We start from the raw sequence: 25,312 nt of genomic DNA, 5'->3' as shown, positions 1-25,312 counted from the left end.
TCAAGGGGGCAAGGAATGTTGTGGACGCAGCGCGGATAACCAGCGAGCAACGCGGAGATACATCATTTAGCGGTATCCTTAGCAGCGCATTTGCCAAAATGCTTACAAATCCGTCTTATCGGGTTGTTGTGCTGGCATTAGGAGCTCCGGTTACCATCTTTATATATTTGGTCTACCTTTTAAGAAAGAGCAAGGGCACTTACTACACTCTATTGCAGGAGACACGCGCTCAATTGCTGCAAGACCGTCTGCTTGACAGACTAAGGGAAGAGAGCCGCCAGCAATTGATCCATAAGTACAACTTTTTTGGTCAGAAAGTCAGCCAAGGGGAGCTTGAACGCCATACTGAAAAATTGGCGAAAGCACGCTTTCGCGAGGCGGTAGAAGAGGAGATGTCGCGGCAGCTTCAGATCAGCCAAAAGCAGAAGCTTACATTCACGACGACAGCTCAATCGTTGATAGAACAGCGGTTATTCCTGACGCTTTCCTTTGTGCCCGGACTTTTGATGTACATTATAATTTTACTATATAGCAATCCGTATTTGAAATATATTTTTGAAAGATTTGTGATGAGCGTATTCGTTATTTTCGGTGTTTCGGTGTTGGTCTTTAGTATCTTGTATGTGTCGCCGATGAATCCGGCTGCCAATATTCTAGGGGAAACGGCAACCAAAGAGCAGATTGCCAATTTCAACCATGTGTATGGGCTTGATCAACCTTATCTCGTGCAGCTTTGGAACAGTATCAAAGGCATTGCCACCTTCGATCTGGGCAAATCCTTTGCCGGCAATGAACAAGTCACCGAGACGATCGCCAGGAAATTTCCCATTACACTTACGCTGACGCTGATTTCGCTTCTTTTGGCGATTATCATTGCTATCCCGGTGGGAATCATTTCAGCTACCCGTCGTAATTCATTGTGGGATTATAGCTTTATGTTCATCGCGCTGATCGGCTTGTCGATTCCGAGCTTCTGGCAGGGTCTGATCTTTATTTTGAACTTTTCCATCAAGCTTCATTGGCTTCCGGCTACGTTCAATCCGCAGAACTGGCTGTCCATCATCATGCCGACTATTGTGCTTGGGACAAGCCTGACGGCGGCTGTAGCGAGGATGACGCGATCCTCCATGCTGGAGGTCATTAGTGAGGATTATATGATTACGGCCAAAGCCAAGGGTCTTGGCAGGCGGCAAGTGCTGATGAAACATGCCATACGCAATGCGATTATTCCGATCATTACAGTGATTGGCTTGCAGTTTGGCGGTATGCTGGGCGGTTCCGCGGTAACGGAAAAAGTGTTCAACATTAGCGGGCTTGGCAGCTATATTATAGACAAGCAATTCATCCCCGATATTCCGAGCATTATGGGGGGCGTCGTCTATACGGCCATTACAATATCGCTTGTCAATGTCATTATCGATGTGCTGTATGCCTTTTTTGATCCCAGAATTCGAACCAAGATGAAACAATACTAAAGCAGGTGCAACCATGACTCAAACCCGTATACAATCGACCGGCGGCTCCGGAAATCCTGCCATCTCGGCGGCCTTTGCCAAGAAGCAAAGAAGCCCGGAATCCATTCTGGCTTTCTATATGCTGCTTAACGGTATTCTGGTTATTGCCGTATCGGCATTAAACATGTTCAAGCCTTATGTTTCGGACACCTTCTTGCCGTCGATGTTTGGCTTGACACTGATTTCCTTGTTCCATCTGGCTATTCTGCTGCCGATTAACCGTCATGTGAAGCGGGGCGGACCGGCGCCATGGCTGCCATGGGTAGCCGGCTTGCTCATTGCAACCTCTGTGACGGGAAATCTCTTCGCTCTGCTGCTCGGATTGAATCTGCTGGTGAAATACCGCGGCAAAGACAATCTGGCTGCCAACAGATGGGCAGATGTATGGACGAAGCTGACCCGGAGTACTATGCCGATGGTCGGGCTGTCATTTATCGTCTTTTTGTTTTCAATTTCGATATGCAGCTTTTTTACTTTTGATATTGCTATGGCGACCGAGAACAACTACGGTGCGATTCTCCAGCATCCAAGTCTGGCGTATCCGCTTGGCACAGATAATTTTGGCCGCTGCCTGTTCTCGCGCATTGTTTTCGGAGCGCGCATTTCCCTGATTGTCGGCTTTTTCTCGACGTTGCTGCCTGTTGTTGCAGGCGGTCTGCTAGGGGCCATATCCGGTTATTACGGACGGAGGACCGATAATATTATCATGCGTCTGCTGGATATTTTGTACGCGATCCCTGGTATTCTGCTCGCGATTGCGATAATTGCCGCTTTTGGGGCTAACACGGTAAACCTGATTATCGCGCTCGGCGTCGGTGCGATTCCGACCTTTGCCAGAACGATGCGGGCAAATGTGCTGCTCGTCTCGACATTTGAATATGTCGAAGCTGCGCGGGCGCTCGGAGCCAAAGATTCAACGATTCTCTTGAAGCATATCATTCCCAATTCGGTTGCTCCTATGATTGTCAAGTCTAGCTTGACGATTGGCGCTGCGGTCATCTCAACGAGCAGTCTTAGTTTCCTTGGGTTAGGCGTAGAGCCGCATATTCCGGAATGGGGCAACATTTTGAAGCTGGGAAGCGCCTATCTGGAGTCGCATTCTTATCTGGCAATTTATCCGGGAGTGGCGATAATTGCCCTTGTCTTATCTTTTAATTTCCTGGGAGACGGACTTCGGGATGCGCTTGATCCGAAGCTGGGCTGACGGGTATCCTAAAAAAGCTAGTCCACGTTTTTCGTACGCGAAAACCGACTATATATATAAATTAATGGAGGTAAACAGCAATGAAGAAACGCACTGTATTTACACTTTTGCTTGCACTTATGGTCGTACTTAGCGGATGCTCCGTTAAAACGAAAACCGACGTTCAAGTCAAGGATGGAGAGACTGCAACGGAGGATACCAAGAACCAGAAACCGGTAGACATTGAACTGCTCGCAATGAGCTCTAATGAATCAGATACCAATATTTTGCGGGATCAGTTGACCAAAAACGGTTTTAACGTTAAGCTGAACATCCAGCCGGACTACAGCACCTTCAAAGCCCAGCAGGATGCGGGCAACTATGACATTGCTGTATCAAGCTGGACAACTGTTACCGGAAACCCTGACTATGCCGTGAGATCCCTGTTCAAAACAGGCGGCGATTACAGCATTTTGGCGGATTCGGAAATCGACGCGCTGATCGAAAAAGCGGCTACAGAAACCAAAGAGCAGTATACCGAAACCTACAAGCAGTTGGAACAGCGCCTTGTATTTGACAAAGCTTATATCGCACCGCTTTATATTTCCTTGAAAAGCCAGGCGATCAACAAAGATATTTTGAACCCGGACAGCGTCAGACTGTCTAAATCTCGCGCTTTGACATGGGAAACGATTGATTTCAATGACACTTCCAAGCGGGATAAAGATTCATTGAACCTGACTCAGATCGCTTCCGTACTGACTTCCCTTGACCCGATCAAAGGCAACGACGGTTCGATCAACCAATTGAACACAAATATGTATGTTCGTCTGATTAACCTGACGGATGATGATGTCATTACATCCGACGGTTCCTTGTCTTACAACCATACGATTGCGGAAGGCAATTCCGAATACTATTTCATTTTGCGCGACGATATCAACTTCGCCAAAATTGAAAACAAAAAAGCGGTCGATTCCGGCGAGCGTGTAGGGGCCGATGATGTTATCTTCTCCTTGAACCGTGCGAAGGATAAAAACTCCGTACCGGATCACCGCACATTCACCTTGCACGAGCACATTAAAACTGTAGAGACAGTCAGTGACCTGTCTGCGCTTGAAGGTCTGAAGACAGCTGCAGGCGACAAATCGGTCAAAGAAGCGCTGGAAGCTGGACTGGACACGAAAATTCAATCGCTTGTATCCGATAAAAATCAAGCTGACAGCAAAGCAGGAAAATACCAAGTCATCAAGCTGACAACGACTGAGCCGTTCCCGCAAGTTCTGAACTATCTGGCTCACCAGTCCGCTGGTATTGTGTCCAAGAAGCAGGTAGAGAGCATCAATACGTATGACGTAGCCAAATTCGATGTGAACAAGGATATTCCTTACGGAGACCAGAACACCGTCACAGAAGGCAACAAGTACAACAATACGCTGTACACCAGCGGCCCTTACATTCTGTCTTCCAAAAATGACTATGAGGGTACCTTCTACAAAAATCCGGGTTACCGTAAAGGATCGGAATTCGAGCCTAAAATCTCGACAGTAAAAGTTCGCTTCATCTCGGATGCCGACAGTGCGCTTTCCGCGCTGCGCAGCAGTGAAATTCACCAATTGTTCGCGATTCCAGAGACCAAATATGATATTGTCAACGGCGACAGCAAGCTGAAGCTCGTAACGATCGAGAGCAATGCCGTAACGTATCTGCTCTTCAACACCGCCAACAGAGATGTAGCCAAGAGCGAGAATCTGCGTAAAGCCGTCCTGTACTCTGTGAACCAGGATGAGATTCTGCAATTTTACAAAAACAACAAAATTAAAGCTGTATCCACTGTAAGCCCAATCGTGAAGACTGGCAATGAGCTGGTAGCTGATGCGGCAAAAGTGAAGGAATTCCTGAACGCTTACAGAGCGGAAAAATAAGCATAAACGTATTTTGAAGCAAACCCTGGCAGTCTCTTGATGAGATCGCCGGGGTTGTTTTTTTTTGAATATTAAAACCTAGATTAAGCGGAAGAATGTAAAGATTTTATAAAGTTTCATTAAATGTCATAATTACACAGCATTCGACTTGTAATTGCGATTATACTGTAGTCAATTGAGAGGAGAGAAATAATAATATTTTATTTAATTCTTTAGTAGGGGGAATAAGTTATAGAAAAGGAAAAGAGAAAGCTCAAAATTACATTAAAGGGATTGCTTATCACGGTGATGCTTGTATTGAGCGGCGTATTGGGGGTTTATAGTTTTGGTTTAATAATGACAATACTTTTGACTTATCCAACTGACAGTGCTAGTGGATGGATAAATTTTTCAAATGGAAGCGAGTTTAAAAAAGCTTTATTAATTTTTATAAGTCTGATGGCTGTGTTTTCATCAGTATTGTACTTTTTAAGAAAACAGTTGGAAGCCTATGTAATTGCATGTATTTTTATATTTATTTTATCCATAGTTTTTACTCCATTTGTTCAAAGCCAGATAGCAAAAATTAAAAGTTATGAACCTCCTATACACGACAGTATTCAAGAGCAAACATTTAGTGAAGTAGAAAATATTATTCGTGAGTATGGGCTACCGTATGAAATAAATTTAAAAGAAAGTAAACATTCTACTAGTCGTAGTCGAAAGCTTACATTAATTTTAGTAAAAACAACAAATGAAGATTTTAAACGAAATGAAATTGATTTGTTAGTAAAAATTCGCTCGCTTAAGAATAAGAATTTAGATTATAGTTTGTTTCTTTTTTTTGAAAATAGATATGGAAGTTTGGCACTTGACGTAAATAATAAAAATACTATTACTGGCTGTGGTCCAATTAATGAATGCAAAAATCTAGGTTATGAGACTAATTAAGAGGAGTAGCATAAGTGAAAAATAAAATTATTTTAGTACTTATTATGGGGCTCAATCTAAAAATTAGTGGTTGACATCGAGGAGATAGCAGCGAAGGGGCAGAGGAATTCTGGAGAAACGCTAGTGGTCGCCTTTAAAGCCGGATTCCCCCTGCTAGTCTCCATCCTATAAAGGAATCGGGCTTTAACAGCGATCGGAAGAATCCTCTGCCACGCAGCGTTCCCTCCTTACTAGAGGGCAACCACTAATTTTGGTTTTGAGCCTATTATGGTATTAGTTTATTCTTTACAAGTTGCCGGGAATCACCGCTCTTTGCTCGTTTTGTGCGGATCTTATCCATTACGAATTGCATGCGTCGGCGCTGCATGCGATTGATGCACCACGGAGAATGATTCAAAAAATTCGTGACATTACTGAGGTGTCGCTCTCCTCTAGCAGCATGCTGGATTTGAGTTATATTTTTACGCCCGGCACAAAGAATGATACCGTGAACGAGGGTAAACAGATGACCAAGCTGCGGTTTAGAGAATTCCAGCTTCAAGGCTAAAATGAACTTGACGATCGGCAAATAGAGGGATACCATAGGATTGGGACATCTCCTTTAACTGAAAATTTTGGCGTCGTAACCCAAAATTTCTCTATTCAAAGGCGATGTCCTTCTTGTGTTCATTCATTCGACGAAGCTTCTATATTTCTGATCTTATACGACCTTCGTCGACGACAATATTTTCGCAACACTCAAGTATTTAAATTAAGTGATGGTAACCTTTCTATTGAAGGTCCTAAGTTGAAGTTACTCTCTGATAGCCAGGCATCTGGAAGTTAGTTCATAGTCATTAAATTGAAAAAGCTTTGAAGAGAGTTGATCAAGCCCTATTTTAATGGACAATTAGAAAAATCCTACTCAATAAGCTGGCGTCGGAATTAACCCAAGCCAGCTTATTGAATTTTATTTGCGGACAGCAATAGTTATACAACTTCAATAGAGCAGAAGCATAAAGTAAGGGGCTTCAGTCTTCAAATGAGGGAAGAAGCAGCGCGGTTTCCTGTCTAATAATACGTTTTTTCCTCACGTTTTTCCTTAATAATTTCCACCGCTTCCCGGAACCTGAGCGCGTGGATAATTTCCCGTTCGCGCAGAAATTTCAAGCCGTCTTGCAGATCGACGTCATCGGTCATATCGATCAGCCACTGGTAAGTGGCGCGGGCCTTTTCCTCTGCGGCAATATCCTCGTACAGATCGGCCAGCGGATCGCCCTTGGCAGCAATATAGGATGCGGTCCAAGGCACGCCCGCCGCATTCTCGTAGAACAGCGCCCCGTCATGATTGGCGAAATGCGCCCCCAGCCCTGCTTCCTCAAGCTGCTGCGGCGTAGCGTCCTTCGTCAGCTTGTAGACCATGGTGGCAATCATTTCCAAATGGGCGAACTCCTTTGCGCACTATACTTATCTGTGATGAAAAACCCTTATAAATCAAGGGATTAGAGGTGTGAGTTCAAGTTCGAATTTGTCTTCTTTTCCGCTCCAGCGCCCGCCGCTGGCCTTTCTGTACACAATCCTGCTCAACACAGACCTCATAAGTGCTTGTTTCTGGGCCGGATCATCAAGTTCTTTATAAATACTCAAAACATGCTCAACCTGGGGAATGATTTCGACTCTCGCTTCCTGTCTCTTCCCTTCTAGTTCAATCTCCGCGTTAGTCCTCTTAATCGCTTCTTCAATATCTGAGAGCCGGTCAGCAAGTGTAGCAGACCGGGATAAAAACATTTCAACAGTGTAAATCTTTTTTTCCAGCAAGTCATGCAATTCGTTTTGCTGCCCTGCAATTTCGTTCCTTTTCTTCTCTGCATTTTTTAATGATTCCTGCAAAGCTTGCAATTTCAGTTGGTCATTGCTACCAGTAAACATATCATTGTCCCAACTTGCCTTATACGCCTCCAGCCATTGAGCCAACCCCTGTAATACACGATCTTCAACGAGATGATAGTAAGAAGAAACATTCCTGCATCCCGGTTTGATGCACAGGACAAAATCATGTGTTTTCTTATCCGGTTTTTTGACGATGGCCCCCCCACAATAACCACAGCGGATTAGACCAGCAAATGGGTTGCTTATTTTCCCTGTTGGAGCAGGAGTGTGACCGTTTTGAGCCAGTAGTTGTAAAGCCAATTCATATGTCTCGATACTAATTAATGGATCATGCAGGCCCTTATATTCATTCCAATCTTTCCGTGCTCTGCGCGGCCTGCTTATTCCATCTCTACGTTTAACAGATGGTCTGCTATTCCAGCGCACAAAACCTGCATAAGTAGGATTACGTAGTATCCCGTTAACCGTAGCGACTATCCACATGCTGTTTGTCCTTGTAGGTATCTGCAGCACTTCATTGAGATGCCTGGAAATTCTTGAGGTACCCATGCGCTGTTCTGGGTCCGGGTGAGTGTATAGCGCAAATATCAACTGCACTATCGGTGCCTCTTGAGGATTTGGCTTCAAGGAAAATCCCTTGCTCGGAAGTTTGTATCTATCATAACCATAAGGAGCAATGTTACCGGGATATCTCCCTTCCTCAGCCGCTCCCTTTCGGCCGTTTTGTAGTCGGCGGGTGGTTACCTTAAACTCCCGGCGCGACATAAAAAGACCGAATTCAAAATATTCCTCATCGTCTGAATTATTTGGATCATAGACCCGCATAGGCGTAACGATTAGTGTGTCAGAAAATTTAAATGTTTGGGCTACGATCCCTTGATCCATTGTATCGCCTCGGGCAAGTCGCTCAACTTCAACCACCAAAACCCCTTTCCACTCATTGTCCTCTACATCTGAAAGCAATTCTTGCATTTCAGGGCGGGCTTTTATTTTCTCGCCGCTGATCGGCTGCTCACGATAAATCTTTTTAATAGTAATTCCGTACCGTTTGGCAAGATCAATCAGGATACGCTCATGGCGTGCGTATGTATCTTCATCACCACTTTTTTCCGCTTCTATGTCTTTGCGAGATTTGCGAAGGTAAGCGCAGTAGTCTCCTGGTGGTAGTGTGTATGCCATTAGCCAGCCTCCAATTGTAATTATTTATGCAATGACAACTGCTCCATAATCAACCAAAATATCTATGACATCATGAGAGAGCAGGTGAGGATTTGCAATTTTTAGCTATCAAGATATCGGACCGTTCGTGGGACGAGACAGACTATGAAGTTGTTAAATTGAAAGAAGTGAATTACATAACCCTGTACCGTCCTAAAAAATGGTCGGATGCGATTCCAGTTTACCATACATCCTATGGAGATTTTGCGCCGCTCATTACGTTGAGGGACATTAGTATAGCTTATAGGCCGCATGGATTTGAACTATATGATAAGTCAACGATAGTCAACACGAATAGAGTAATTAACACTCGAAACACAAGAAAAGGCCGAATCGTGAAATTTGTCGATAATTCCGAAGTTGTCGTATCTCCGAGAAGCCTTTATTAATAAGGAAAGTGTGCATTTGAACCCCCCTAAGTTGCATAGTTCTTACGACATGGTTCGACAGATTTATCTATCAAATGCATATATAATATAGTAAAAGGTTACACGATGTGGAACATTAAAAACTTCTACCGCAGTAGAAGTTTTTACCGGATCGGGAGGAAAAATTCCTCCGCGTCTCAATCTACTCTACGCCATGTATAGATAGGGTCTATATTAGGCAATCTCAAAGCTCTGGAAATTGTATAAGCTATTCCTAGTCCCATTATTTTGCGATTATGTGCGTAATCAGACAACTGACTCTCTGATAATCCTGTAAGTATATGGAGGTCTCTTTGAGATATACCAGTTTCTTTGTAGAGTTGATGGAGGCGACAACGATCCGGCTCATACCGCATCGTTACTCTCCTTTAAAGTGTTCTCTTGCGGGACACGAACATTTGTTCTAAAATAATTATATCTATGGAAAGATGTCCCTACTGCCATGCTATCTTGCAAAAATCACATAAAGGCGGGTGTGCTGCTATTGAAGAAAGAAGAAATAATTGAGATTGAACAAATAATAAATGAATCATCCCTGCGATTACTTGGAGAGATTTTAAATAATTCTGAGGAATTAGTTAATTTACTTTTTAGGCATACTCTTGACTAGATCGTACAAGTTCTGTTGAACATCGTCCGGTAACTTGTCAAATTCTTTGAGAAAACGCGCAGTAAATCCTCTTCTCTCAGAACTGTTAGGCTCTCCAGCTTCATCAAGCAAAGAGAGGATCATTTCTTCGTTAGAAAGATCCTTTTTTTCTGTTTTTGCCCCTGCTAACCAATCCACGCTTACACCGTATAGCGTTGCCAATCTAGCTAATGTATTTGTATCGGGGTCACGATAGTTTCTTTCATATCCTGATAGAGTTCCGTTGGAAATCCCAAGATTTTGAGCAACTTCCATTTGAGTAAGGCGTTTTTGTTCACGGGCTTTTTTTAGTCTTGCTCCTAAACTAACCATTAACACCTTCCTCCTTTCTAATAATTCAGTATATCAAAATTAAGCATATCGAATAATAAATTAAGCGATAAGCTAAAATAAATATTGACTAAGCGTTTCGCTTAATGTATATTCATCTCATAAGGTAAGCGAAACGCTTAGTTGAGAGGTGAGAAAATGAATGAAGTCATTTTGAAACTCGAAGAAATTCGAAAGAGAAAAGGAATAACCAAAACACATGTTGCTAGTCACTGTGGCAAAACTACTGCCTGGTATGTTGATATTGTAAAAGGTAGGCGGAGGGTTTACATGGAAGATGTATCTGCAATAGCTAACTCATTAGAATTAGAAGTTAGTTTTTCTTTTTCTCAAAAAGTAAGCGAAATGCTTAATTTGGTTGCTGTTAAGTAATCCAAGTTGTTCAGCAATCTTCCTAATATCTATTGTTACCACAAAATCACATCCTCAAAAGTATTGGAGGTGCTTCATTTGTCCAAGCAGACCGCGCATAAACTCTCCGATAGGGGGGATGTTTCAATGCAAAAGACAGTGCAGCCTGGAAACGTAGTTAAGACCATTGAAATCGGGAATACAACAATTAAGTTTTGCGATGACGCATATCGCGAAAACACGCCGGAGCAGAATGAAGAGATTTGGAAAAACGTCTGCCGGACTGCACAGCGTGCTTGGATCGCGAAGCAGCAGAAATTGCAACTTGGATAAAAAAGCCGCCGTTCAAATGTAGTGAGCGGCGGCTATGGGGAACGGTATAGCCAAATTATAGCTTATCAGTTATAAGTTGTCTGTCCGATTTTCGGACAAAGCTGTTGATTACTCAGCAGTCGTATCAAGGCAGAACCCTCCGGGCCAGTTTTAAATTAGGCTTTGCCTAAAAGATAATCGTTAGAAACATCAAGAGCATTTGTGATTTTTAACAAGTTTCGTTGCCTAGGTTCAAACGTTCCGTTTAGCCAGCGTTCTACAGTGGAATGCGAAACGCCGGTTATTTCGGAAAGTAAACGCGCATCTATTCCTCGATCTTTCATAGCGGATGCTAGCCGCTGGGGAAAATCACAGTGAAAAAAGAAGAAAAACACAGAGCATCACTCCTTCCGCCCGGAGGGTTCTGCCTTGATACGACGAGAACACTGCCAGTATTCGACAAGAAAGGGCGCAATCCCTTCAAAGGAGGGTAGAGGAACAGTGGATATGAGTTTCGCGCAATTGATGCGAACCTGTCGCGAAAAGGCGAAGCTAACGCAAGAGGCTATAGCAGAGCGAATGTATATTTCGCGCAGCGCCGTTGCCCGACTGGAATCGGGCATGAAATGGGATGTTGAAACAGCGAGGAAATGGTCCCAATTGACCAATTCGCAGGAAGTGTTGGCAGCCTATCTGTTCGGGGTAGATATTCATAGCATCATAACCAATATCATGCCATTTTTAGGAGGATGAAAAAGTGAATCGAGAAGAACTTGCAAGGCAGGCACGAGTTGCTGGGGCTGCTGCTATGCATAACCTGAGATGGATGAATCGTTATCCAGAAAGGATTAATCAAGCAAAAAAGGCGGACATGATTGCATACTTAAATATGTTGATTGCTTTTTCAAGGCAAGAATCAAGAAACACCCGCCGGCCAGGGCGAGTGTCACTCGGAACTCATTTAAAAAACATTTTGCTCAGTATAGCACAAAACAGCACTACTGCCAAGGAGGGGCGGCAAAATGGATAAGCGCAAACAATGTATTTCCATTCTAAACAAGTGTTTAGACATCGGGGAGCGGACAGAGTTCGTCGCTTCGGTCGAGTTCACAGCAATTGCAAATGCTGTGAATGTTCAGATTTACACCAAAGAATCACTTATGGAGAAAAATCTTTTAGTAAGGGTTTATACGTCCAGTCTCGTATTCTTCGACTGGCCAGAGGATAAACTGCATGGTTTACACAATGTGCTTGATTCCGTGCTTAACGGAGAGTTTGTTTGGGAAGGTGATCAGGCATGACGGGTAAACACGCTCTGTTAATGGACGGAGAGCAAATGCTACTGGCAGAGCAGGCTCTTCGAGAAAAAGCGGAAAACAGCTCCTCCGAATATTACAGGCGCAAGCTGCTGATTGAGGCGAATCGATTCATGGCAGCACGCCAAGCGTTTCACGCTGCTACATACGAACAAATGGCAGCAATATACCTAGTGGAGGAGGCGGCCCATGACAACCTATAGAGCCTATATCATCAGATTCCAGCATCCAGAGAGAGGAGCGGGCTTTGCTGAGATTGTGGCCGCAACAGAGGCAGAGGCTAGAGAGGATTTCGAGCATCGGTATCCGGGCTATGGAATCATCTCATCGCACCCCAAGCCAATTAAACCTTGAACAACCGCCTGATGATGGCCTGCTGCGGAGCAGGCCGAAACCTACCGGCTACGGCCGGGACGGTCGCGGGTATCCGCCGTGGCTTTGTCCATGAAATCTAATAATGAGGTGCGTTCAAAATGAATCCAAGTATCGGAAGAATTGTTCACTATATTGACGAAGAGGGAAAAACCTACGCTGCCTTGATTGTTGGCATTTTTGATGGGGTAGTTAATCTGAGTGTCTGGAATGAGTTCGGCAAACAATTTAACGTGCTGAATGTCCGACAAGGTAACGAACCCGGTCAATGGAATTGGCCGCCAAGAGTGTAAAACACCAAACGCTTGGGATTATGACAAGGCATTGTCCTTGTCTCGGGATGACTGATCTATCCCCCTTGGATCAGTCATCCCGAGATGCGGACAAGCATCCAGTAAAGGAGGGATTGGCATAATTGTCCTCAAAGGCGATACCGTGCGCACAGCTTCCGGTGAGACTGGAGAGGTCATAGAGCTGTGGGGGCTTGCGAGAAGTTTTTTGAAGATTCGGCTTCCTGATGGGAAAAAGCTTCCCATTTTCGAAAGGGAGGTTGAGGAAATCACCCACAGACCCGTAAGCAAAAGTAAGAAGTGGGCTGCGCGGTAGCCGTGCGGCCCCTATCGGCCCTATCTCAGGCCATCAAAATGAATTTGGTGTCCTGAGATGCTGCTGAAGCATCAGTACATAAGAGAGGAGGTAGCCATATGCCAAGCATGTATCTTGACATCAATGATTTGGCCGGGGGAGCGTTATCAGAAAAAATCAACATCGAGCTGCAAAAACTCGCTGCTAACGTTCTCGACGCCAACACCGAAGCTGAAGCAAAACGGTCGGTTACGATCAAAATTGCGGTTAAGCCGGATGAAAAGCGAGAGATAGGGAAGACCGAAGTATCTGTGACATCTTCTCTCGCACCTTCAAAAGGCATTCCGATGTCGTTCGTTTTTGATTACGACAACGATGGTAACGCCGTGATCGGTGAACTGATTACCAAAGACCGTCACCAGTTGGCCTTTAATAACCAAGGCGGCGTGATGGACGGCACCGGCGCACCCGTGCCACAGGGAAATGTAGTAAACGGATCGTTCGGGCAATCAGTCTATAAATAATGAGGAGGAATTCCGTTGATTAAAGAAGCGATTGAAAAGATTCTCGGCTTGGCATCTATTCAAACTCAAATCGTTGGTAGTCAAATATTCACCAACAGCGATTTGGAGCTTGTCAAGGATGCAGTAACCGATATCCTGAAAGTAAGAAATTTGAGCGGCATCGTTGATTATTTAAAAAACAACTTTGACAGCAAGCTCCCTGTCCTCATTCATGTTGAGTCGCCGACCAGAGTTAACGTTTTAACTAGATTTAACCGCGACCTGCATAGATCAACGTTAATCGAGGCACATGCGTTCACGCCGGAGATTGCTTTCGGTAGGTACTATGATATCGAGAGTTTCAACATCCTGCTTCAGAGCTGCTTTGTGCAAACGGAGCTGCGCGATACATTGCTAGGCATTGTAGGCAATGTAAAAGATGAAAATGTAACAAACTTTGGCGACGATGGAGTCAGCCAGCAAGTGACAGCGAAAACCGGGGTTGCAACAGTCGGGCCGGTTAAGCTGCCTAATCCGGTATGGCTCAAACCATTCCGAACATTTGTGGAGATTGAGCAGCCACTAAGTGCATTTGTCTTCCGAATGAAGGACGGGCCTTCTGCATCCTTGTTCGAGGCTGACGGGGGAGCATGGAAAGTCGTTGCTGTTCAGGAAATTAAATCGTATTTAAGCACAGCTCTAAATCTTCAAGTTGAAAGCGGAGAAATCGTCATCGTAGGTTAATTAATTCCTAAATCATTCATTGGGCGGACCTGTTCCGCCCTTTCAAGGGGGAGTTTGATTTGGTAAAAGAGGCACTTTTAAAGCTGCAGTCGGAGATTGAGAGTAAGCCGAAAAATAAACCTGTTATGGGGCTTGGCATGGAGCAGTACGTTCGTTACATTGGCGCAGAGTTGATGCGATTTGCCCGCGAAAATCCTGACAAGGCCGAACTGTTCATGGCCGAAGGGAAATCGATCATAGGCAGCATTTATGCCATGCGAAAGGTTGCCGAGAAGAAGAAAACAGGGAATATGGCGATGTTGACCCCTAATGAGGGTATGGCCGTTGTGCTGGAGTATTACGGCATTCAACAGCCGAAAGCAGCGCCTGAACCGGAACTGGAGCTAACTGGTTTCAATGTCGATATTGATGATCTTCTGTGAGGGGGGTGTGCATATGAATAAATCTGAGGAGAGGGAATTTCAAGTCTTCCGCTCTCATTTTGATGACGGGATCAGTCAAGAAATCATTGATTACGTGAACAACGATGTACTACTGCAAAGCAGATATATTTTTGTTCGGCGCACAGTTGGAGTCCAATTTGGGTATTGCACCCATTGCCGAACCAGATTCAGAACGGATGGGTTGAAACACAATGATTTCTCGATATGCCCCAACTGCAATTCTCGTTGCATGGTAAAGGCACATGGTATAAGTCGCAAATACCTAACAGACTGGGCCTTCGTAGTCTATTACGAGAAGTCAAAGGCCAATGATCAGGCAATCGTGGCTCGTGCGTTCAGAGTCAGCCGTGACTATTCCGGGAACTACATAGATATTGACACCAGATTCGCGCCACTAGCCATGTATTTGTTTGAAATAGGGAACAGCCAAATGTATGAAAATTGGTGGTGGTCGAATCAGAACAGGGAAACGTGGAAAAAAGAAAAACCCCTATCTCTTTTGAAAGTAAGTCCGAATATGCTCTTAACTGCTGTTCCAGAGAGAGCATTGTTCAGGCAATCAAAGGAACGCCGTTTCAGTATAGCACCTGGGATATGCATGAGCAGCCTCAGTGCGATTATGTTAAATTTTTCGGATTGTTTGCTAAGTACCCTTCAATCGAATATTTGACAAAGCTTAATTTTTCTTACTTCGTCCATGCGAAGTTGTTTGACAAAAAAACATATGGATGCATCAACTGGAACAAAAAAGACGTTAATGCAATCCTAAGAATGAACAAGCAGGATTTTAGTGAGTATCGCACATATAACAAGGAAGTCCACCCTATAGTTCTGCGTATCTTCCAAATGTCAAGAAAAGATATCATAAGACCAAGTTTGGAAGACATAGACGCATTTTATCATGTTACGGGTGATGTGTTGGATCAACTAAAGACGATTTTAAAACATGTATCAGTATCAAGGATGATCCGTTACGTATTTGGTCAAGTGAACAAATACGAAGAATCCTATAACACAGAAAAAAGCGTCGTTATTGCCTGGCGGGACTATATTATCGAATGTAAAACACTTGGATATGATTTAACGGATGATCGTATTGTCCGACCTTCCAATCTTTTCGAGTCTCATCAAAAGACGATGAAATTAGTAAGTCATAAGCAGAATCCAGATTTAGAAAGAAAAATTTCGTCGAGGCTTGGCAGCTTGAAAGGGTATTTCTTCGAAAATGAATCATTCTTAATTAGGCCAGCAGAAGGATGCTGGGAACTAATCGAAGAAGGAAAGTCTTTGGAAATATGTGTCGGAAGTTATGCAGAAAGATACGCAAATGGCGAAACGATCATTTTGCTAATCAGAAAAAAGGCTGCGCCGAATCGGCCGTTCTACACGGTAGAAATCAGAAAGAAAACCATAATTCAGGCGCAGGGGCTGAAACATCAATCCCCAATTAAGGAGGTTAAGGAATTTATTCATGAGTTTGAAAGAACCATTCTTAAAAAAAATAAAAAAGAGAAGGCGGTAGCAGTATGAGTAATCAAAAAAAACCAGCAGCTGAAATTGTACCAGCAGCAGAAACGGTCATTTCCAATCGGACGCCGGAGGTTATTGCTGCCGAGATTCGGACCATCGATCAGCAGGCACGCCAGGCAGCCTTGCAAGGAGCTATCGAAATTGGCAAGCGGTTGACGGAGGCCAAAGAGCTGGTCACTCATGGCGAATGGGGGGATTGGCTGAAAAGCAACGTGAATTATAGTCAGTCTACAGCGAATAACTTTATGCGTGTTGCCGATCAGTACGCTTCGTCGACAAGCCAGGCTATTGCAAATTTGAGTTATAGCCAAGCGGTTGCCCTTCTGTCCGTTCCTTCCGAGGATCGTGAACAGTTTGCCGAGGACAATAATGCTTCCGAGATGTCCAGCCGTGAATTGCAGGAAGCAATTAAGGCCCGGAAAGAGCTGGAGCAGCAGCTTCAGGCCGAGCAGCAGCGCCAAACAGAACAAAAGGCTGAATATGACGCTTGGGCGGCAGATCAGGCACAAGTTCAGAAAGAGCTGGAGGAACGCTACCAACTCAGCTCTGAACTGAAGGAACAGGCCGAGAAACAGGTTGCAGACCTGCAGGCCGAATTGGATAAGGCGAAGGAAGGTGGCGACGATAAGGCGGTTGCCAAGCTGCGGACAGACCTTCGCAAGGCTGATAAGGCCAGGCAAACGGAGGAAAAAAAGGCTGCCGAACTGCAGCAGCAGCTAGACAATTTCAAAGCAGCAGCTGAAAAAGCTGCTACAGAAATGCTTCAAAGGCGAGAAAAGGAACTTGCCGAGCAAGCAAAGCAGCGCGAACAGCAGCTTGCTGATGAGGCTGCGAAGAGAGCAGCAGACTTGCAGGCCGAATTGGACAAGGTTCGGCAGCAACTTGAGCGCAGCAATAACGAACCATTCCTTCGGGGCAAGATGTTCATGCAGCAGCTTGTCACAAATGGAGACGGAGTGGTGAAAGCAATTGCCGAGGTCAGCGATAAGGCCGAGCAGGACAAGTTGACCCATGCTGCGGTAACAGTCATTAAAAAGCTTCTTGACCGGCTCCAGCCGCCAGAGCCGGAAAAGGCTAAGTAATAGGCCGTGTGTTTCTTCTTCTTTTTCTTTGTAGAGGAAATTCAACCGGGTACTGTTTGTAGGGTTAAGGAGGGTGTTTGGCGGCGCTCTCCTGGCCTGCTGGTGGTTGTCGATAAGATAGTTGGTGAAACGTACTGGGCTTACGAGAATCGCCCAGTGCGCCACAGAATTAATAGAAAAGGCGATAGGGTGATAGATTTCGATCCGGCTTGTGTTACAACCATTTATAGCCGGGACGAACTCGAAGTAACAAATGAAATTCCCTTGCAGGAAGACGGCTGGGGCGCAAAATACAGACAGAAACGCCTGGGGAGGTAATGGGGATCGAGAAAGGTAGCTTTGCGCACGGCACTTTGCCGGGCCTGAGAGAGTTTTTTTTGCACATTGAATGGCTGCACTATGCCAGCCAATTCAAAAAGGAGTCGAAGACTATGAAAGCAATCAATTTGAACGAAGATCAAAAAGCAGTTTTGCTGAAGGAGACTAAGGATTTGTATTTTGCTGCGCAGCAGCTGCACGAACGAATTAAGGAGGATAAGCTGGCGCAGGACATGTCAAAGACCCTGCCTAGTCTAATCGAAAGTTATTTCGCATCCATCGCCAAACTGTTGAATTACGAAAGTCATCTCACGAAAGAACATGAAGAGCGATACGTTGAAATCCGTAAGGCAAACCAGCGTGCTCAGGACCTTGAACGCCAACTTGCATCCAGCAAACCTATTGACGGGCTTGCAGAGCAACTGGAAGGACTCAGAAAAATCGTGTATGACTGGTGGAAAGAAGAAGGATTCCGTCATGTTTCAGAGATTGGTTATACAGGACATGGCAGTATGAAGGTAGAGTTCTCGTTTATGCTCAGTTCAGGAGATAGCTCGCTGTTGTGTGACAATCCAGTAACTGATGCTAGAAATAAGGCAAAAAAGATTCAGCAATTGATCGACCGGGGATTTGATTTAGAGCCGGAAAGCGAGAATAGCCGGTCATGGGATGTGTTGGACACTGAGAATAATCGGCGGCTCCTAACAAATATGCTTTTTCAGCGGTTCCCTTCGATAGTCATTGCAAAAATTGAATCATGGAATAAGGGAAGAAAAATCCGTTCTGACAAATGGACCATTTGGAGATTAGAAACCTATATTCACGACCTTCGGGACATTCCGGGAGAGGAGCAATAACCATGAAAGAAGAAATAGAAAAGGCTCTTGCAGCTGCTACGCCGGGGCCGTGGTACTGGAACGGATACATGAAATCAAAATATGTTGATCTTTGCGCCAGGCATTCAGGGCAGCCTACGGTTATGAGTTTTAATCGCTGGGGAATGGGAGGGGCAGCACCGTCCTTCCGAACTGAGGACGGCATGAAGCGAATTGACGAACCCGGAATGGTACGCTTCCGGCAGGAGCATCGGAAAAATGAGTTCGTGGAAGTAAATCATCCAGACGCACACATTATCGCTAACGCTCCAACATGGCTGCGCCAGCTGCTTGACGAACTGGCAGCCAAGGAAGCAGAAATCAGCCGTCAACTGACGGCATTGAGTGAAATAGAGGACGAATCCAGCCGGGAAGACGCCTGTATCACTCGCATTAATGGAATTGCTCAGGATGCCCTATCAGGGGAGACACAAGAGGCGCAGTAAGTCCCGAATAAAGTGAGAGAAAATATTACTTTGTGCAGGCAAGGGAACTCTGACAGGGATGTTATGTCCATCGCAATATCTTGGGATCATTATAAGACCTATAGAGCGATGCAGCAGTTTGCCTGCTGTAAGGAATGCGATGACGAACACGAGGAACTTGGATGTCCGTTTGATCAGGGGATAAGGTACAGAAATATGAAATATTAGTGAAGGAGAAGTGTCATGCCTAACGCTACAGGAAGGTACTGCAAATCCGAGGTCGCCGCAAGCGGCCTTCCTTATTACATTCCGCGATCCAAGCGCTGGACAAGTCAGCCTTATGCGCACGCCGTCTTTTTGACGGCCAACCGATGCAAAATGTTCGGACTACCCGTCAGAGACAACGAGAGTCCGTCAGCGTTCCTGTTTTCGGCTTCTGCCGGTTATGGTACGGATGACAACAAGCACCGTTATTTGCCGCTCTACGAGCGCACGCAAGAGATGCTTAAAATGCGGGATGCAAGGTTATATCCGCATGAAATCATGAAATACAGCTAAGAGGTGGATATATGAATTATCTTGAGCTGATCGTCGGTTTTAGCCGATGGAAAGAAGTAAATCCGCTGCCTGCCAGCGCAATTGCATTGTGGTACGAGTTGGTATCTGCTTGCAATAAGGCTGGATGGCCGGAGGAATTTACTCTCCGCAGCGAAGTATTGCAGGCGAATGCCGGGGTAAGTAGAGGCAAGTTTGAGAGAGCGAGACAGCAGCTTGTCAGTTTCGGTCTCATTCACTATAAAAAATCGAACCGCATGAACTGCGCGGGAAATTACAAAATTATTTCCCGAGCGTTCAAAATGAACATCAAAACAAGCAACGAAACGAGATGCGAAATAGACAACGAAACAGGCGACGAAATGGACGCCTTTAAAGATAATAAATCTCTTAAAAAAACTAAAACGAAAAAAAGTTATGCACAATTCGTCAAAATGACCGAAGCTCAATATCAAAACCTGTCTGACGATCATGGCAAAGAGTTTGCCGATGCTTGCATTGCCGAACTTAACAGCTACAAGGGAGCTAGCGGAAAAACGTACAAAGACGATTACCTCGCCATTTTAAGATGGGTTGTCGATAAAATCAAACAGAAACACGGAATCCATTCCAGCAAGCAACAAAGAGCGTTTGATTTGCTCGACCAAATTGCCGAAGAGGGGGACGGAGAGTGAACAGGAGAGAGCTAAGCGACTTGTTAAAGCGCATTAAACGGGCCTACTCAAACTTTTATCTTCCCGACCATCCTAGCGAAATCGAGACACTAAAGGCCATACTGGATGACTGGCATGATTACCTTGTCGACATCCCTTTCAAGCAGGCAGCGCAGAACTTAAAGCGCTACGTGCTTGACCCTGGTCAAAGATATCCTCCGCATCCGGGCGCATTGGCACAGCCGCTCGAAACCGACATGGATCGCTATTTTGAGCGTCAGCAAGCCGAAGGGCAGTATACGTTAGAGCAGTGGGAGCAGATGCGGCGTGAAGCGGTAGGCCCGACAGACGAACAACGTAGAAAGGTGGCGGAAATTCGTGGACGAACAGTTTGAGCAGCTACTCCCGCATAGCTTGGAAGCAGAGCAGGCAGTTCTTGGCTCCGCATTGCTGATTCACGGCCTGGACGGCACTGAGAGACTGCAAGGGGATCACTTCTACAACCCTTCAAACCAGACCATTTTCGAGCATATGCGCAAATTAACTGAACAGGGGAAGCCTATTGATCTTGTCACGCTAACGGTACATCTTGAGGATAACAACAACTTGCATCATGTTGGGGGGGTCAGTTATCTTGCCAAGCTTGCAGGCAGTATGCCGACTGCGGCGAACCTAGCACATTACGTGGACATTGTTCATGATAAATATCTTCTACGTGAAACCGTTCGTATGCTGCATCGCATGAGCAAAACAGCCTGGGAGGCGGATAATCCGCGAGAGTTGATTGCAGAGATTCAGTCCGCTGCTGCGGCCTTGTCAGAGCAGTCTGTCAAGACGAGAGATTTCAAGACCTCGAAAGAGGTAGCGATGCAAGTCTTTGATGACGTTGAAAGACGTTTTGCCAATTTTGGCAACGAGGTGACTGGCATACCTTCAGGGTATAGGGATTTGGACAAACTCACAAGCGGTTGGCAAAATAGCGACCTGATCATTATTGCTGCCAGGCCCTCAGTTGGTAAAACGGCATTCGCGCTCAATTTGGCGCAGGCAGCAAGTATCGTCGAGCGTAAAAATGTCGCAATCATCAGTTTAGAGATGTCAGCAGTGCAGCTGATGCAACGGATGATGAGTAGCGAGGGTAATGTTGATGCAACCCGGCTCCGCACCGGATATATGGGCGGAGGAGACTGGGAAAAGCTTACCATGGCTATCGGCAAGGTTGCGGAGTCTAACCTTTTTATAGACGATAGTCCGGCGCAAACGGTGCGAGAAATTGCTGCCAAATGTCGGAGATTGCATAAAGCCGAAGGTTTAGACATGATCCTAATCGACTATTTGCAATTGATATCTGGTCGGGGAAAGTCCGGGGAAAACCGTCAGCAAGAAGTGGCCGACATATCCCGCGTTCTCAAGCAGCTTGCGCGTGAATTGGATATTCCGGTAATTGCATTGTCGCAGCTCAGTCGTGGTGTAGAGCAGCGCCAGGACAAGCGCCCGATGATGTCCGATCTAAGAGAATCCGGCGCAATCGAGCAAGATGCTGATATTGTCGCCTTTCTATATAGAGATGATTACTATGACAAGGAGGCGGAGAAGAAGAACATTATTGAAATCAACATAGCAAAGCAACGGAATGGACCGGTTGGCATGGTGGAGTTGGCGTTCTTGAAACAGTTCAGCAAGTTTGTGAGTTTGGATCGGTCGCATCAGGCGTCATGAAATCATTATAAATTTCACAAGTTAAGGGAGTGATTTGAATGTTTGAATATTTCGAATGTGAAGTCAAGATAAACATTAAAGATGAACCTTCAGTAACAAAATTATTTTTGAGGCTGCTACCTAGAGTTGGGGAACATCTAGGAATTGAAACGAAGAACGGCCATCTCCGATTCAAAGTAACCGACATTTGGCATTGGGCTAGTGATAAAGCGAAGAATCAAAAAGTCATCATTTATGTCAACCATGCTACGATGATCAATTATGATCTAAAATAGATAACCCTCCTAAAACGTTGGGGAACGGCCGGAGGGTTATCGAACTTACCTATGATTATTATATCATAGGGGAGCGTGGAATGGATGGCAGCTTTAGCCGATTGTGTGCAAACGGAGTTGTTTCCAAAAGCGACAAAAGAGGATATACAAAAGACTAAATCCAAACTGTCGCGCTACAGGAGAATGAAACTTGTTACACAAGAACTTGAACGTATCGGAATAGATAATCTTGCTCCGAAGCAAACAAACGTGTACAATGCATACCAAGAGGAGATTGCTCTGATAGATATAGCGGTTCGGATCATCGAAAACGAGAAAATTAGAAAGATGATCGAACTTAGATATATACAAGGAGAACGTCACAAAGTCTTGGTCATGCAAAATTGGTCTATTCACCCTTCGACGGTGGACAGACGAATTAACAAAGGTCTGGAATCCGTAGCGAATTCCTTGCTTCTATGGAGTTAAAAAATGCGTGTAAAATGCGCGTTTCGTGCGTCAAATATGCGAGTATAACCGAGGTATAGTGGGATTACAAAGAGCTGATAAGCTCAGGTAATGCCTACTATACCTCTATCATTGTAGGCACCCGGTCATGCGGTGGGATGCTTACATCCTTAGACGTTAATCGTCGAGCGTGTGGAGATGGGCATGGGCTCGAGACCCGTTACGAGGTGACTTGTCCCTTGTTCTGTGCATCGGCAGCGTTGTTGCCGGTTCGCAGATGAGGGGATAATCTCTCAATTAAATAGCAGGTGTGCGCAAGGGCCGTCCGATTGGGCGGCTTTTTTGCATGGGCAAATAACCCGTAACATCGTCAGGGAGGGGACAGGGATTAAGAAAAGAGTAAGAGTGCCGCCGCCAGTCATCCAGCAAGAAAAATGCCGTGGATGTGTGTGGGGGCGCTGGGAAGGGTCAGTACAATTTTGCAGCCGAGTGAGGTGTCCGAAAGGTGAAAACATTAAAGGGAATCAAAGTGATAATGAAGCCAATAAAAGAATACCTTTCGCTAGAGCCAGGAATGATTTCTCCCTTAGATAGTGAAATAGATAGTGAAATACTGCTCTTAGATAGTGAAATGCTGCCTTTAGTTCATGAACATGACTATGAATATTTGAGATCGGATTTTTCTGTGGAGGCAGGGGACGTCAGGAATTTGTACATGCTTATAGATATTTTTTATTGCCGTACATGCCTTAATTACGAAGAAAAGATTGCTAAAAAGGAACGATCATCAAAACCTCCGGGGTGGTATAAAGGATGAGTTGGTTCATGAGATGGGTGAAATGGATGGCTCCACGATCAGGGCCGCAGCCAGTTCAACCGAGAAACCGAGAAGAACGTAGACATGGGAGGCGATAAGATGAGCTTACACTTTTTAGCAGAAGCTCCTTCAATAACAGAGAGACTTAATGCGGCCTTGGAAGATGACTTTTATTTTCATAAAGCGTTTTACAATCGGAAAGAAGGAGCAACGACAGCACTTGTTAATTTAGCAAAAAACAACGATTCAATTGCATTGGTGGCAAAATTACCTGACAAATGGAGATGTTTGTTTCCGGATGTTGATTGGCATCATGCTGATTCCATTGATTTCGGGATGAAGCCTAATGTGAAAACGGTTATTGCTGATTGTGTTGAAGGTAGGGAGCTTCATCGTTTGTACGAGAGAGCAAGGGCGATGAGGATTAAATTGATCGCAATTACAGCAATAAATTAGTAGGGGGCAACGAGATTGAAAGAGCTTCGATGCAACAAATGTAAAAAGAAGCTGGGCATGATTCTTGGTGCATTTTCAATTCAATGCCCCAAATGCGACGAACTCAACGAATCGATGCTTTTAGACAATGAAGAACTAGCCGAGCTGATAGCATTTCACTTGCCGCTGTCTTCGGAAAAGGCGTTTGATTTTGTAAATAAAATAACAGATGGGAAGGAGATGACTCTGAAATGAGCCAAAGCCCGTCAAATACCAATGTAGTTTCATGTAATGCAGGGTGCAATAAGGATTTTAGTATTAAACAGTTAAACACTTCACGAATGGAAGATAGCATTGATCGTGTTTGGTTTTCTTGCGGCCATTGCGAGGCGGAGTATACTGCCTACTACACAAATCCTGAAATCAGAGATTTACAAAAAAAGATTAGCTATTATGTTTCAAGAAAAAAAGACGTTAGCCACCTGCAAAAAGAGTTATCTGAAAAAATGAATCTGCTCGAGAGTCGATTCAAAGACAATGCAAAATAAGATTCGAACCAGAGACCCCTAGAGGACCAGTGTTCAGTTTGCCAATACAGGCGCTGAATGCTGGTCTTTTTTTGTTTTTTGGATAATTCCAAACGCTTGGGAATTTGAAAAAGCGTTGAAATGCGAGGTGGTGATTATGAAGTTTGTCCAACCCATACGAGACAAAGAAATAATCGCAGACATCAGGAAACGATTGCTTGCGAAAAACAACAAAAGAGATTACATCTTGTTCTCGTTGGGTATCAACTGTGGTTTCCGTATATCTGACATCTTGCCTCTTCGTGTCTATGATCTCAAGAAAAGGACGCTCCAAATCAGAGAGAAGAAAACGAAAAAATGGAAAACCTTTGAGATGAATACGACGGTACGCCGCGAGCTTCTTGATCTGGTAAAGGACTGGGACGACATGGACTATCTAATTAAAAGTCGCGAAGGCGTGAACAAGCCTCTGACCCGATCCATGACCTATAAGATTCTCCGTAAGCTGACGGAGCGTTACAACATAGACGGAAGCATCGGGAATCATACCTTGCGGAAGACATATGGCTATCATTTCTACATGGCTACTAAGGATGTTGTCGCCTTACAAAAGATATTCAACCACTCTGACCCCAGCATCACATTGCGGTACATTGGGTATACACAGGACATCATGGGTTCAATTACCAAGAAATTCCGGCTGTGAATTACCCATAAAAAAGCAACGATGAACTCCTTTTCCCGAGGCGTCTGAAAGCCTTGGTAGGACTGGATTTGTTGGGGTGTCGCGAGTTCCCCACAATATAGGTTAAGGGGAATTCGTGGATAATGTGGATAAGGTGTTGAAAAGGTCAATTTTGGTCCCGATTTCGAGCGGGATGGCCACAAAAAAGGTACTTCCGGGGGGTCAAAAATAGGTACGGGTGCTAGCGACCCCGGTTTTCAGCTAGATACAAATTTTTTTTAGTCATTTCGCTTCGCG

35 protein-coding genes and 1 pseudogene are annotated in these 25,312 nt (G+C 44.9%); 31 read left to right on the top strand and 5 right to left on the bottom strand.

Annotated features, from left to right (window positions below):
• The first annotated feature begins 20 nt into the window (after positions 1-20).
• The 5 genes from JFN88_RS12800 (at position 21) to JFN88_RS12780 (ending at position 6,099) form a co-directional block, all read left to right on the top strand.
• Positions 21-1,475 (top strand): ABC transporter permease, encoded by a 1,455-nt coding sequence (locus JFN88_RS12800; RefSeq protein ID WP_379166897.1) that lies wholly within the window; start codon positions 21-23, stop codon positions 1,473-1,475.
• 13 nt (positions 1,476-1,488) lie between these two features.
• Entirely contained in the window at positions 1,489-2,718 is a 1,230-nt protein-coding gene (locus JFN88_RS12795; RefSeq protein WP_199019684.1) for an ABC transporter permease, read from the top strand.
• Between the two features lie 80 nt (positions 2,719-2,798).
• A complete protein-coding gene (locus JFN88_RS12790) occupies positions 2,799-4,622 on the top strand; it encodes an ABC transporter substrate-binding protein (protein ID WP_199019683.1) in 1,824 nt (607 codons plus the stop codon).
• A gap of 285 nt (positions 4,623-4,907) precedes the next feature.
• Positions 4,908-5,552 (top strand): hypothetical protein, encoded by a 645-nt coding sequence (locus tag JFN88_RS12785; protein ID WP_199019682.1) that lies wholly within the window; start codon positions 4,908-4,910, stop codon positions 5,550-5,552.
• A gap of 388 nt (positions 5,553-5,940) precedes the next feature.
• On the top strand, positions 5,941-6,099 hold the full coding sequence (locus JFN88_RS12780) for a hypothetical protein (protein WP_199019681.1): 159 nt from the start codon (positions 5,941-5,943) through the stop codon (positions 6,097-6,099).
• 503 nt (positions 6,100-6,602) lie between these two features.
• On the opposite strand, the pseudogene JFN88_RS12775 reads toward JFN88_RS12780, so the two are convergent.
• The 4 genes and pseudogenes from JFN88_RS12775 to JFN88_RS12755 form a co-directional block, all read right to left on the bottom strand.
• A pseudogene (locus JFN88_RS12775) lies at positions 6,603-6,986 on the bottom strand (manganese catalase family protein); the annotation flags it as partial.
• A gap of 39 nt (positions 6,987-7,025) precedes the next feature.
• Complete coding sequence (locus tag JFN88_RS12770) at positions 7,026-8,600, bottom strand: recombinase family protein (protein ID WP_199019680.1); 1,575 nt, start codon at positions 8,598-8,600, stop codon at positions 7,026-7,028.
• Positions 8,601-9,204: 604 nt separating this feature from the next.
• Complete coding sequence (locus JFN88_RS25450; protein WP_199019678.1) at positions 9,205-9,423, bottom strand: helix-turn-helix domain-containing protein; 219 nt, start codon at positions 9,421-9,423, stop codon at positions 9,205-9,207.
• Positions 9,424-9,650: 227 nt separating this feature from the next.
• Positions 9,651-10,028, bottom strand: a complete 378-nt coding sequence (locus tag JFN88_RS12755) for a helix-turn-helix domain-containing protein (RefSeq protein ID WP_199019677.1) — start codon at positions 10,026-10,028, stop codon at positions 9,651-9,653.
• A gap of 156 nt (positions 10,029-10,184) precedes the next feature.
• Between JFN88_RS12755 and JFN88_RS12750 the strand changes: the two genes are divergently transcribed.
• Positions 10,185-10,418: a helix-turn-helix domain-containing protein gene (locus JFN88_RS12750; RefSeq protein ID WP_199019676.1), complete on the top strand. Its 234-nt coding sequence runs from the start codon at positions 10,185-10,187 to the stop codon at positions 10,416-10,418.
• 126 nt (positions 10,419-10,544) lie between these two features.
• Entirely contained in the window at positions 10,545-10,730 is a 186-nt protein-coding gene (locus JFN88_RS12745; RefSeq protein ID WP_199019675.1) for a hypothetical protein, read from the top strand.
• Positions 10,731-10,885: 155 nt separating this feature from the next.
• On the opposite strand, the gene JFN88_RS25445 is transcribed toward JFN88_RS12745, so the two are convergent.
• Positions 10,886-11,104: a helix-turn-helix domain-containing protein gene (locus JFN88_RS25445; RefSeq protein ID WP_369123009.1), complete on the bottom strand. Its 219-nt coding sequence runs from the start codon at positions 11,102-11,104 to the stop codon at positions 10,886-10,888.
• A gap of 112 nt (positions 11,105-11,216) precedes the next feature.
• On the opposite strand from JFN88_RS25445, the gene JFN88_RS12735 reads away from it, so the two are divergent.
• The 24 genes from JFN88_RS12735 (at position 11,217) to JFN88_RS12625 (ending at position 25,036) form a co-directional block, all read left to right on the top strand.
• A complete protein-coding gene (locus JFN88_RS12735) occupies positions 11,217-11,462 on the top strand; it encodes a helix-turn-helix domain-containing protein (protein ID WP_233167818.1) in 246 nt (81 codons plus the stop codon).
• A gap of 4 nt (positions 11,463-11,466) precedes the next feature.
• On the top strand, positions 11,467-11,739 hold the full coding sequence (locus tag JFN88_RS12730; protein ID WP_199019672.1) for a hypothetical protein: 273 nt from the start codon (positions 11,467-11,469) through the stop codon (positions 11,737-11,739).
• Positions 11,732-12,010, top strand: a complete 279-nt coding sequence (locus JFN88_RS12725) for a hypothetical protein (RefSeq protein ID WP_199019671.1) — start codon at positions 11,732-11,734, stop codon at positions 12,008-12,010. Before JFN88_RS12730 ends, JFN88_RS12725 begins: the two co-directional genes overlap by 8 nt.
• Positions 12,007-12,228 (top strand): hypothetical protein, encoded by a 222-nt coding sequence (locus JFN88_RS12720; protein WP_199019670.1) that lies wholly within the window; start codon positions 12,007-12,009, stop codon positions 12,226-12,228. Before JFN88_RS12725 ends, JFN88_RS12720 begins: the two co-directional genes overlap by 4 nt.
• On the top strand, positions 12,215-12,379 hold the full coding sequence (locus JFN88_RS12715; protein ID WP_199019669.1) for a hypothetical protein: 165 nt from the start codon (positions 12,215-12,217) through the stop codon (positions 12,377-12,379). The genes JFN88_RS12720 and JFN88_RS12715 overlap by 14 nt, the downstream gene beginning before the upstream one ends.
• Before the next feature lie 119 nt (positions 12,380-12,498).
• A complete protein-coding gene (locus tag JFN88_RS12710) occupies positions 12,499-12,690 on the top strand; it encodes a hypothetical protein (protein WP_199019668.1) in 192 nt (63 codons plus the stop codon).
• 411 nt (positions 12,691-13,101) lie between these two features.
• Complete coding sequence (locus JFN88_RS12705; RefSeq protein ID WP_199019667.1) at positions 13,102-13,506, top strand: hypothetical protein; 405 nt, start codon at positions 13,102-13,104, stop codon at positions 13,504-13,506.
• Between the two features lie 15 nt (positions 13,507-13,521).
• A complete protein-coding gene (locus JFN88_RS12700) occupies positions 13,522-14,229 on the top strand; it encodes a hypothetical protein (protein WP_233167773.1) in 708 nt (235 codons plus the stop codon).
• Positions 14,230-14,288: 59 nt separating this feature from the next.
• On the top strand, positions 14,289-14,651 hold the full coding sequence (locus JFN88_RS12695) for a hypothetical protein (RefSeq protein ID WP_199019666.1): 363 nt from the start codon (positions 14,289-14,291) through the stop codon (positions 14,649-14,651).
• A gap of 492 nt (positions 14,652-15,143) precedes the next feature.
• Positions 15,144-16,202, top strand: a complete 1,059-nt coding sequence (locus JFN88_RS24990; RefSeq protein WP_199019665.1) for a PcfJ domain-containing protein — start codon at positions 15,144-15,146, stop codon at positions 16,200-16,202.
• Positions 16,199-17,284: a DUF3102 domain-containing protein gene (locus JFN88_RS12685; RefSeq protein WP_233167771.1), complete on the top strand. Its 1,086-nt coding sequence runs from the start codon at positions 16,199-16,201 to the stop codon at positions 17,282-17,284. Before JFN88_RS24990 ends, JFN88_RS12685 begins: the two co-directional genes overlap by 4 nt.
• 6 nt (positions 17,285-17,290) lie before the next feature.
• The gene (locus JFN88_RS26335; RefSeq protein ID WP_500048322.1) at positions 17,291-17,602 is read left to right on the top strand and encodes a hypothetical protein; all 312 of its coding nucleotides are present in this window, start codon (positions 17,291-17,293) and stop codon (positions 17,600-17,602) included.
• Complete coding sequence (locus JFN88_RS12680) at positions 17,602-18,459, top strand: hypothetical protein (protein WP_233167769.1); 858 nt, start codon at positions 17,602-17,604, stop codon at positions 18,457-18,459. The genes JFN88_RS26335 and JFN88_RS12680 overlap by 1 nt, the downstream gene beginning before the upstream one ends.
• A 2-nt stretch (positions 18,460-18,461) precedes the next feature.
• The gene (locus JFN88_RS12675; RefSeq protein WP_199019664.1) at positions 18,462-18,923 is read left to right on the top strand and encodes a hypothetical protein; all 462 of its coding nucleotides are present in this window, start codon (positions 18,462-18,464) and stop codon (positions 18,921-18,923) included.
• Between the two features lie 222 nt (positions 18,924-19,145).
• Positions 19,146-19,460, top strand: coding sequence for a hypothetical protein (locus JFN88_RS12670; protein ID WP_199019663.1), 315 nt, complete (start codon positions 19,146-19,148; stop codon positions 19,458-19,460).
• Between the two features lie 11 nt (positions 19,461-19,471).
• Positions 19,472-20,131, top strand: a complete 660-nt coding sequence (locus JFN88_RS12665) for a hypothetical protein (protein WP_199019662.1) — start codon at positions 19,472-19,474, stop codon at positions 20,129-20,131.
• Positions 20,128-20,505 carry a replicative helicase loader/inhibitor gene (locus tag JFN88_RS12660; protein WP_199019661.1) on the top strand — a complete coding sequence of 126 codons (378 nt, stop codon included), beginning with the start codon at positions 20,128-20,130 and terminating at the stop codon, positions 20,503-20,505. The genes JFN88_RS12665 and JFN88_RS12660 overlap by 4 nt, the downstream gene beginning before the upstream one ends.
• Positions 20,489-21,829, top strand: a complete 1,341-nt coding sequence (dnaB, locus tag JFN88_RS12655; protein ID WP_199019660.1) for a replicative DNA helicase — start codon at positions 20,489-20,491, stop codon at positions 21,827-21,829. The genes JFN88_RS12660 and dnaB overlap by 17 nt, the downstream gene beginning before the upstream one ends.
• Before the next feature lie 359 nt (positions 21,830-22,188).
• Positions 22,189-22,572: a hypothetical protein gene (locus JFN88_RS12650; protein ID WP_199019659.1), complete on the top strand. Its 384-nt coding sequence runs from the start codon at positions 22,189-22,191 to the stop codon at positions 22,570-22,572.
• 484 nt (positions 22,573-23,056) lie between these two features.
• Positions 23,057-23,368 (top strand): hypothetical protein, encoded by a 312-nt coding sequence (locus JFN88_RS12645; protein WP_199019658.1) that lies wholly within the window; start codon positions 23,057-23,059, stop codon positions 23,366-23,368.
• Positions 23,369-23,467: 99 nt separating this feature from the next.
• Entirely contained in the window at positions 23,468-23,824 is a 357-nt protein-coding gene (locus tag JFN88_RS12640) for a hypothetical protein (protein ID WP_199019657.1), read from the top strand.
• A 15-nt stretch (positions 23,825-23,839) separates the two neighbouring features.
• The gene (locus JFN88_RS12635) at positions 23,840-24,058 is read left to right on the top strand and encodes a hypothetical protein (RefSeq protein ID WP_199019656.1); all 219 of its coding nucleotides are present in this window, start codon (positions 23,840-23,842) and stop codon (positions 24,056-24,058) included.
• Positions 24,055-24,351, top strand: a complete 297-nt coding sequence (locus JFN88_RS12630) for a hypothetical protein (RefSeq protein WP_199019655.1) — start codon at positions 24,055-24,057, stop codon at positions 24,349-24,351. Before JFN88_RS12635 ends, JFN88_RS12630 begins: the two co-directional genes overlap by 4 nt.
• Before the next feature lie 136 nt (positions 24,352-24,487).
• Positions 24,488-25,036: a tyrosine-type recombinase/integrase gene (locus tag JFN88_RS12625; RefSeq protein ID WP_199019654.1), complete on the top strand. Its 549-nt coding sequence runs from the start codon at positions 24,488-24,490 to the stop codon at positions 25,034-25,036.
• Positions 25,037-25,312: the final 276 nt, after the last annotated feature.

The sequence above is a fragment of the Paenibacillus roseus genome (assembly GCF_016424485.1).
Classification (GTDB): Bacteria; Bacillota; Bacilli; order Paenibacillales; family Paenibacillaceae; genus Paenibacillus_D; species Paenibacillus_D roseus.
The sequence above is the reverse complement of the archived record's forward strand: the minus strand, read 5'-3'. Positions and strand labels throughout refer to the sequence as shown.

What these genes read in the sequence shown, in the direction of transcription:
- JFN88_RS12630 (WP_199019655.1), top strand. Translation starts at nt 24,055, where the DNA reads ATGAGCCAAAGCCCGTCAAATACCAATGTAGTTTCATGTAATGCAGGG.
- JFN88_RS12750 (WP_199019676.1), top strand. Translation starts at nt 10,185, where the DNA reads ATGAATGAAGTCATTTTGAAACTCGAAGAAATTCGAAAGAGAAAAGGA.
- JFN88_RS12720 (WP_199019670.1), top strand. Translation starts at nt 12,007, where the DNA reads ATGACGGGTAAACACGCTCTGTTAATGGACGGAGAGCAAATGCTACTG.
- JFN88_RS12725 (WP_199019671.1), top strand. Translation starts at nt 11,732, where the DNA reads ATGGATAAGCGCAAACAATGTATTTCCATTCTAAACAAGTGTTTAGAC.
- JFN88_RS12705 (WP_199019667.1), top strand. Translation starts at nt 13,102, where the DNA reads ATGCCAAGCATGTATCTTGACATCAATGATTTGGCCGGGGGAGCGTTA.
- JFN88_RS12770 (WP_199019680.1), bottom strand. Translation starts at nt 8,600, where the DNA reads ATGGCATACACACTACCACCAGGAGACTACTGCGCTTACCTTCGCAAA.
- JFN88_RS12675 (WP_199019664.1), top strand. Translation starts at nt 18,462, where the DNA reads ATGAAAGAAGAAATAGAAAAGGCTCTTGCAGCTGCTACGCCGGGGCCG.
- JFN88_RS12665 (WP_199019662.1), top strand. Translation starts at nt 19,472, where the DNA reads ATGAATTATCTTGAGCTGATCGTCGGTTTTAGCCGATGGAAAGAAGTA.
- JFN88_RS12745 (WP_199019675.1), top strand. Translation starts at nt 10,545, where the DNA reads ATGCAAAAGACAGTGCAGCCTGGAAACGTAGTTAAGACCATTGAAATC.
- JFN88_RS25450 (WP_199019678.1), bottom strand. Translation starts at nt 9,423, where the DNA reads ATGCGGTATGAGCCGGATCGTTGTCGCCTCCATCAACTCTACAAAGAA.
- JFN88_RS12640 (WP_199019657.1), top strand. Translation starts at nt 23,468, where the DNA reads ATGAGCTTACACTTTTTAGCAGAAGCTCCTTCAATAACAGAGAGACTT.
- JFN88_RS12670 (WP_199019663.1), top strand. Translation starts at nt 19,146, where the DNA reads ATGCCTAACGCTACAGGAAGGTACTGCAAATCCGAGGTCGCCGCAAGC.
- JFN88_RS12755 (WP_199019677.1), bottom strand. Translation starts at nt 10,028, where the DNA reads ATGGTTAGTTTAGGAGCAAGACTAAAAAAAGCCCGTGAACAAAAACGC.
- JFN88_RS12625 (WP_199019654.1), top strand. Translation starts at nt 24,488, where the DNA reads ATGAAGTTTGTCCAACCCATACGAGACAAAGAAATAATCGCAGACATC.
- JFN88_RS12650 (WP_199019659.1), top strand. Translation starts at nt 22,189, where the DNA reads ATGGCAGCTTTAGCCGATTGTGTGCAAACGGAGTTGTTTCCAAAAGCG.
- JFN88_RS12680 (WP_233167769.1), top strand. Translation starts at nt 17,602, where the DNA reads ATGGGGATCGAGAAAGGTAGCTTTGCGCACGGCACTTTGCCGGGCCTG.
- JFN88_RS12780 (WP_199019681.1), top strand. Translation starts at nt 5,941, where the DNA reads ATGATTCAAAAAATTCGTGACATTACTGAGGTGTCGCTCTCCTCTAGC.
- JFN88_RS12790 (WP_199019683.1), top strand. Translation starts at nt 2,799, where the DNA reads ATGAAGAAACGCACTGTATTTACACTTTTGCTTGCACTTATGGTCGTA.
- JFN88_RS12710 (WP_199019668.1), top strand. Translation starts at nt 12,499, where the DNA reads ATGAATCCAAGTATCGGAAGAATTGTTCACTATATTGACGAAGAGGGA.
- JFN88_RS12715 (WP_199019669.1), top strand. Translation starts at nt 12,215, where the DNA reads ATGACAACCTATAGAGCCTATATCATCAGATTCCAGCATCCAGAGAGA.
- JFN88_RS12685 (WP_233167771.1), top strand. Translation starts at nt 16,199, where the DNA reads ATGAGTAATCAAAAAAAACCAGCAGCTGAAATTGTACCAGCAGCAGAA.
- JFN88_RS12795 (WP_199019684.1), top strand. Translation starts at nt 1,489, where the DNA reads ATGACTCAAACCCGTATACAATCGACCGGCGGCTCCGGAAATCCTGCC.
- JFN88_RS12735 (WP_233167818.1), top strand. Translation starts at nt 11,217, where the DNA reads ATGAGTTTCGCGCAATTGATGCGAACCTGTCGCGAAAAGGCGAAGCTA.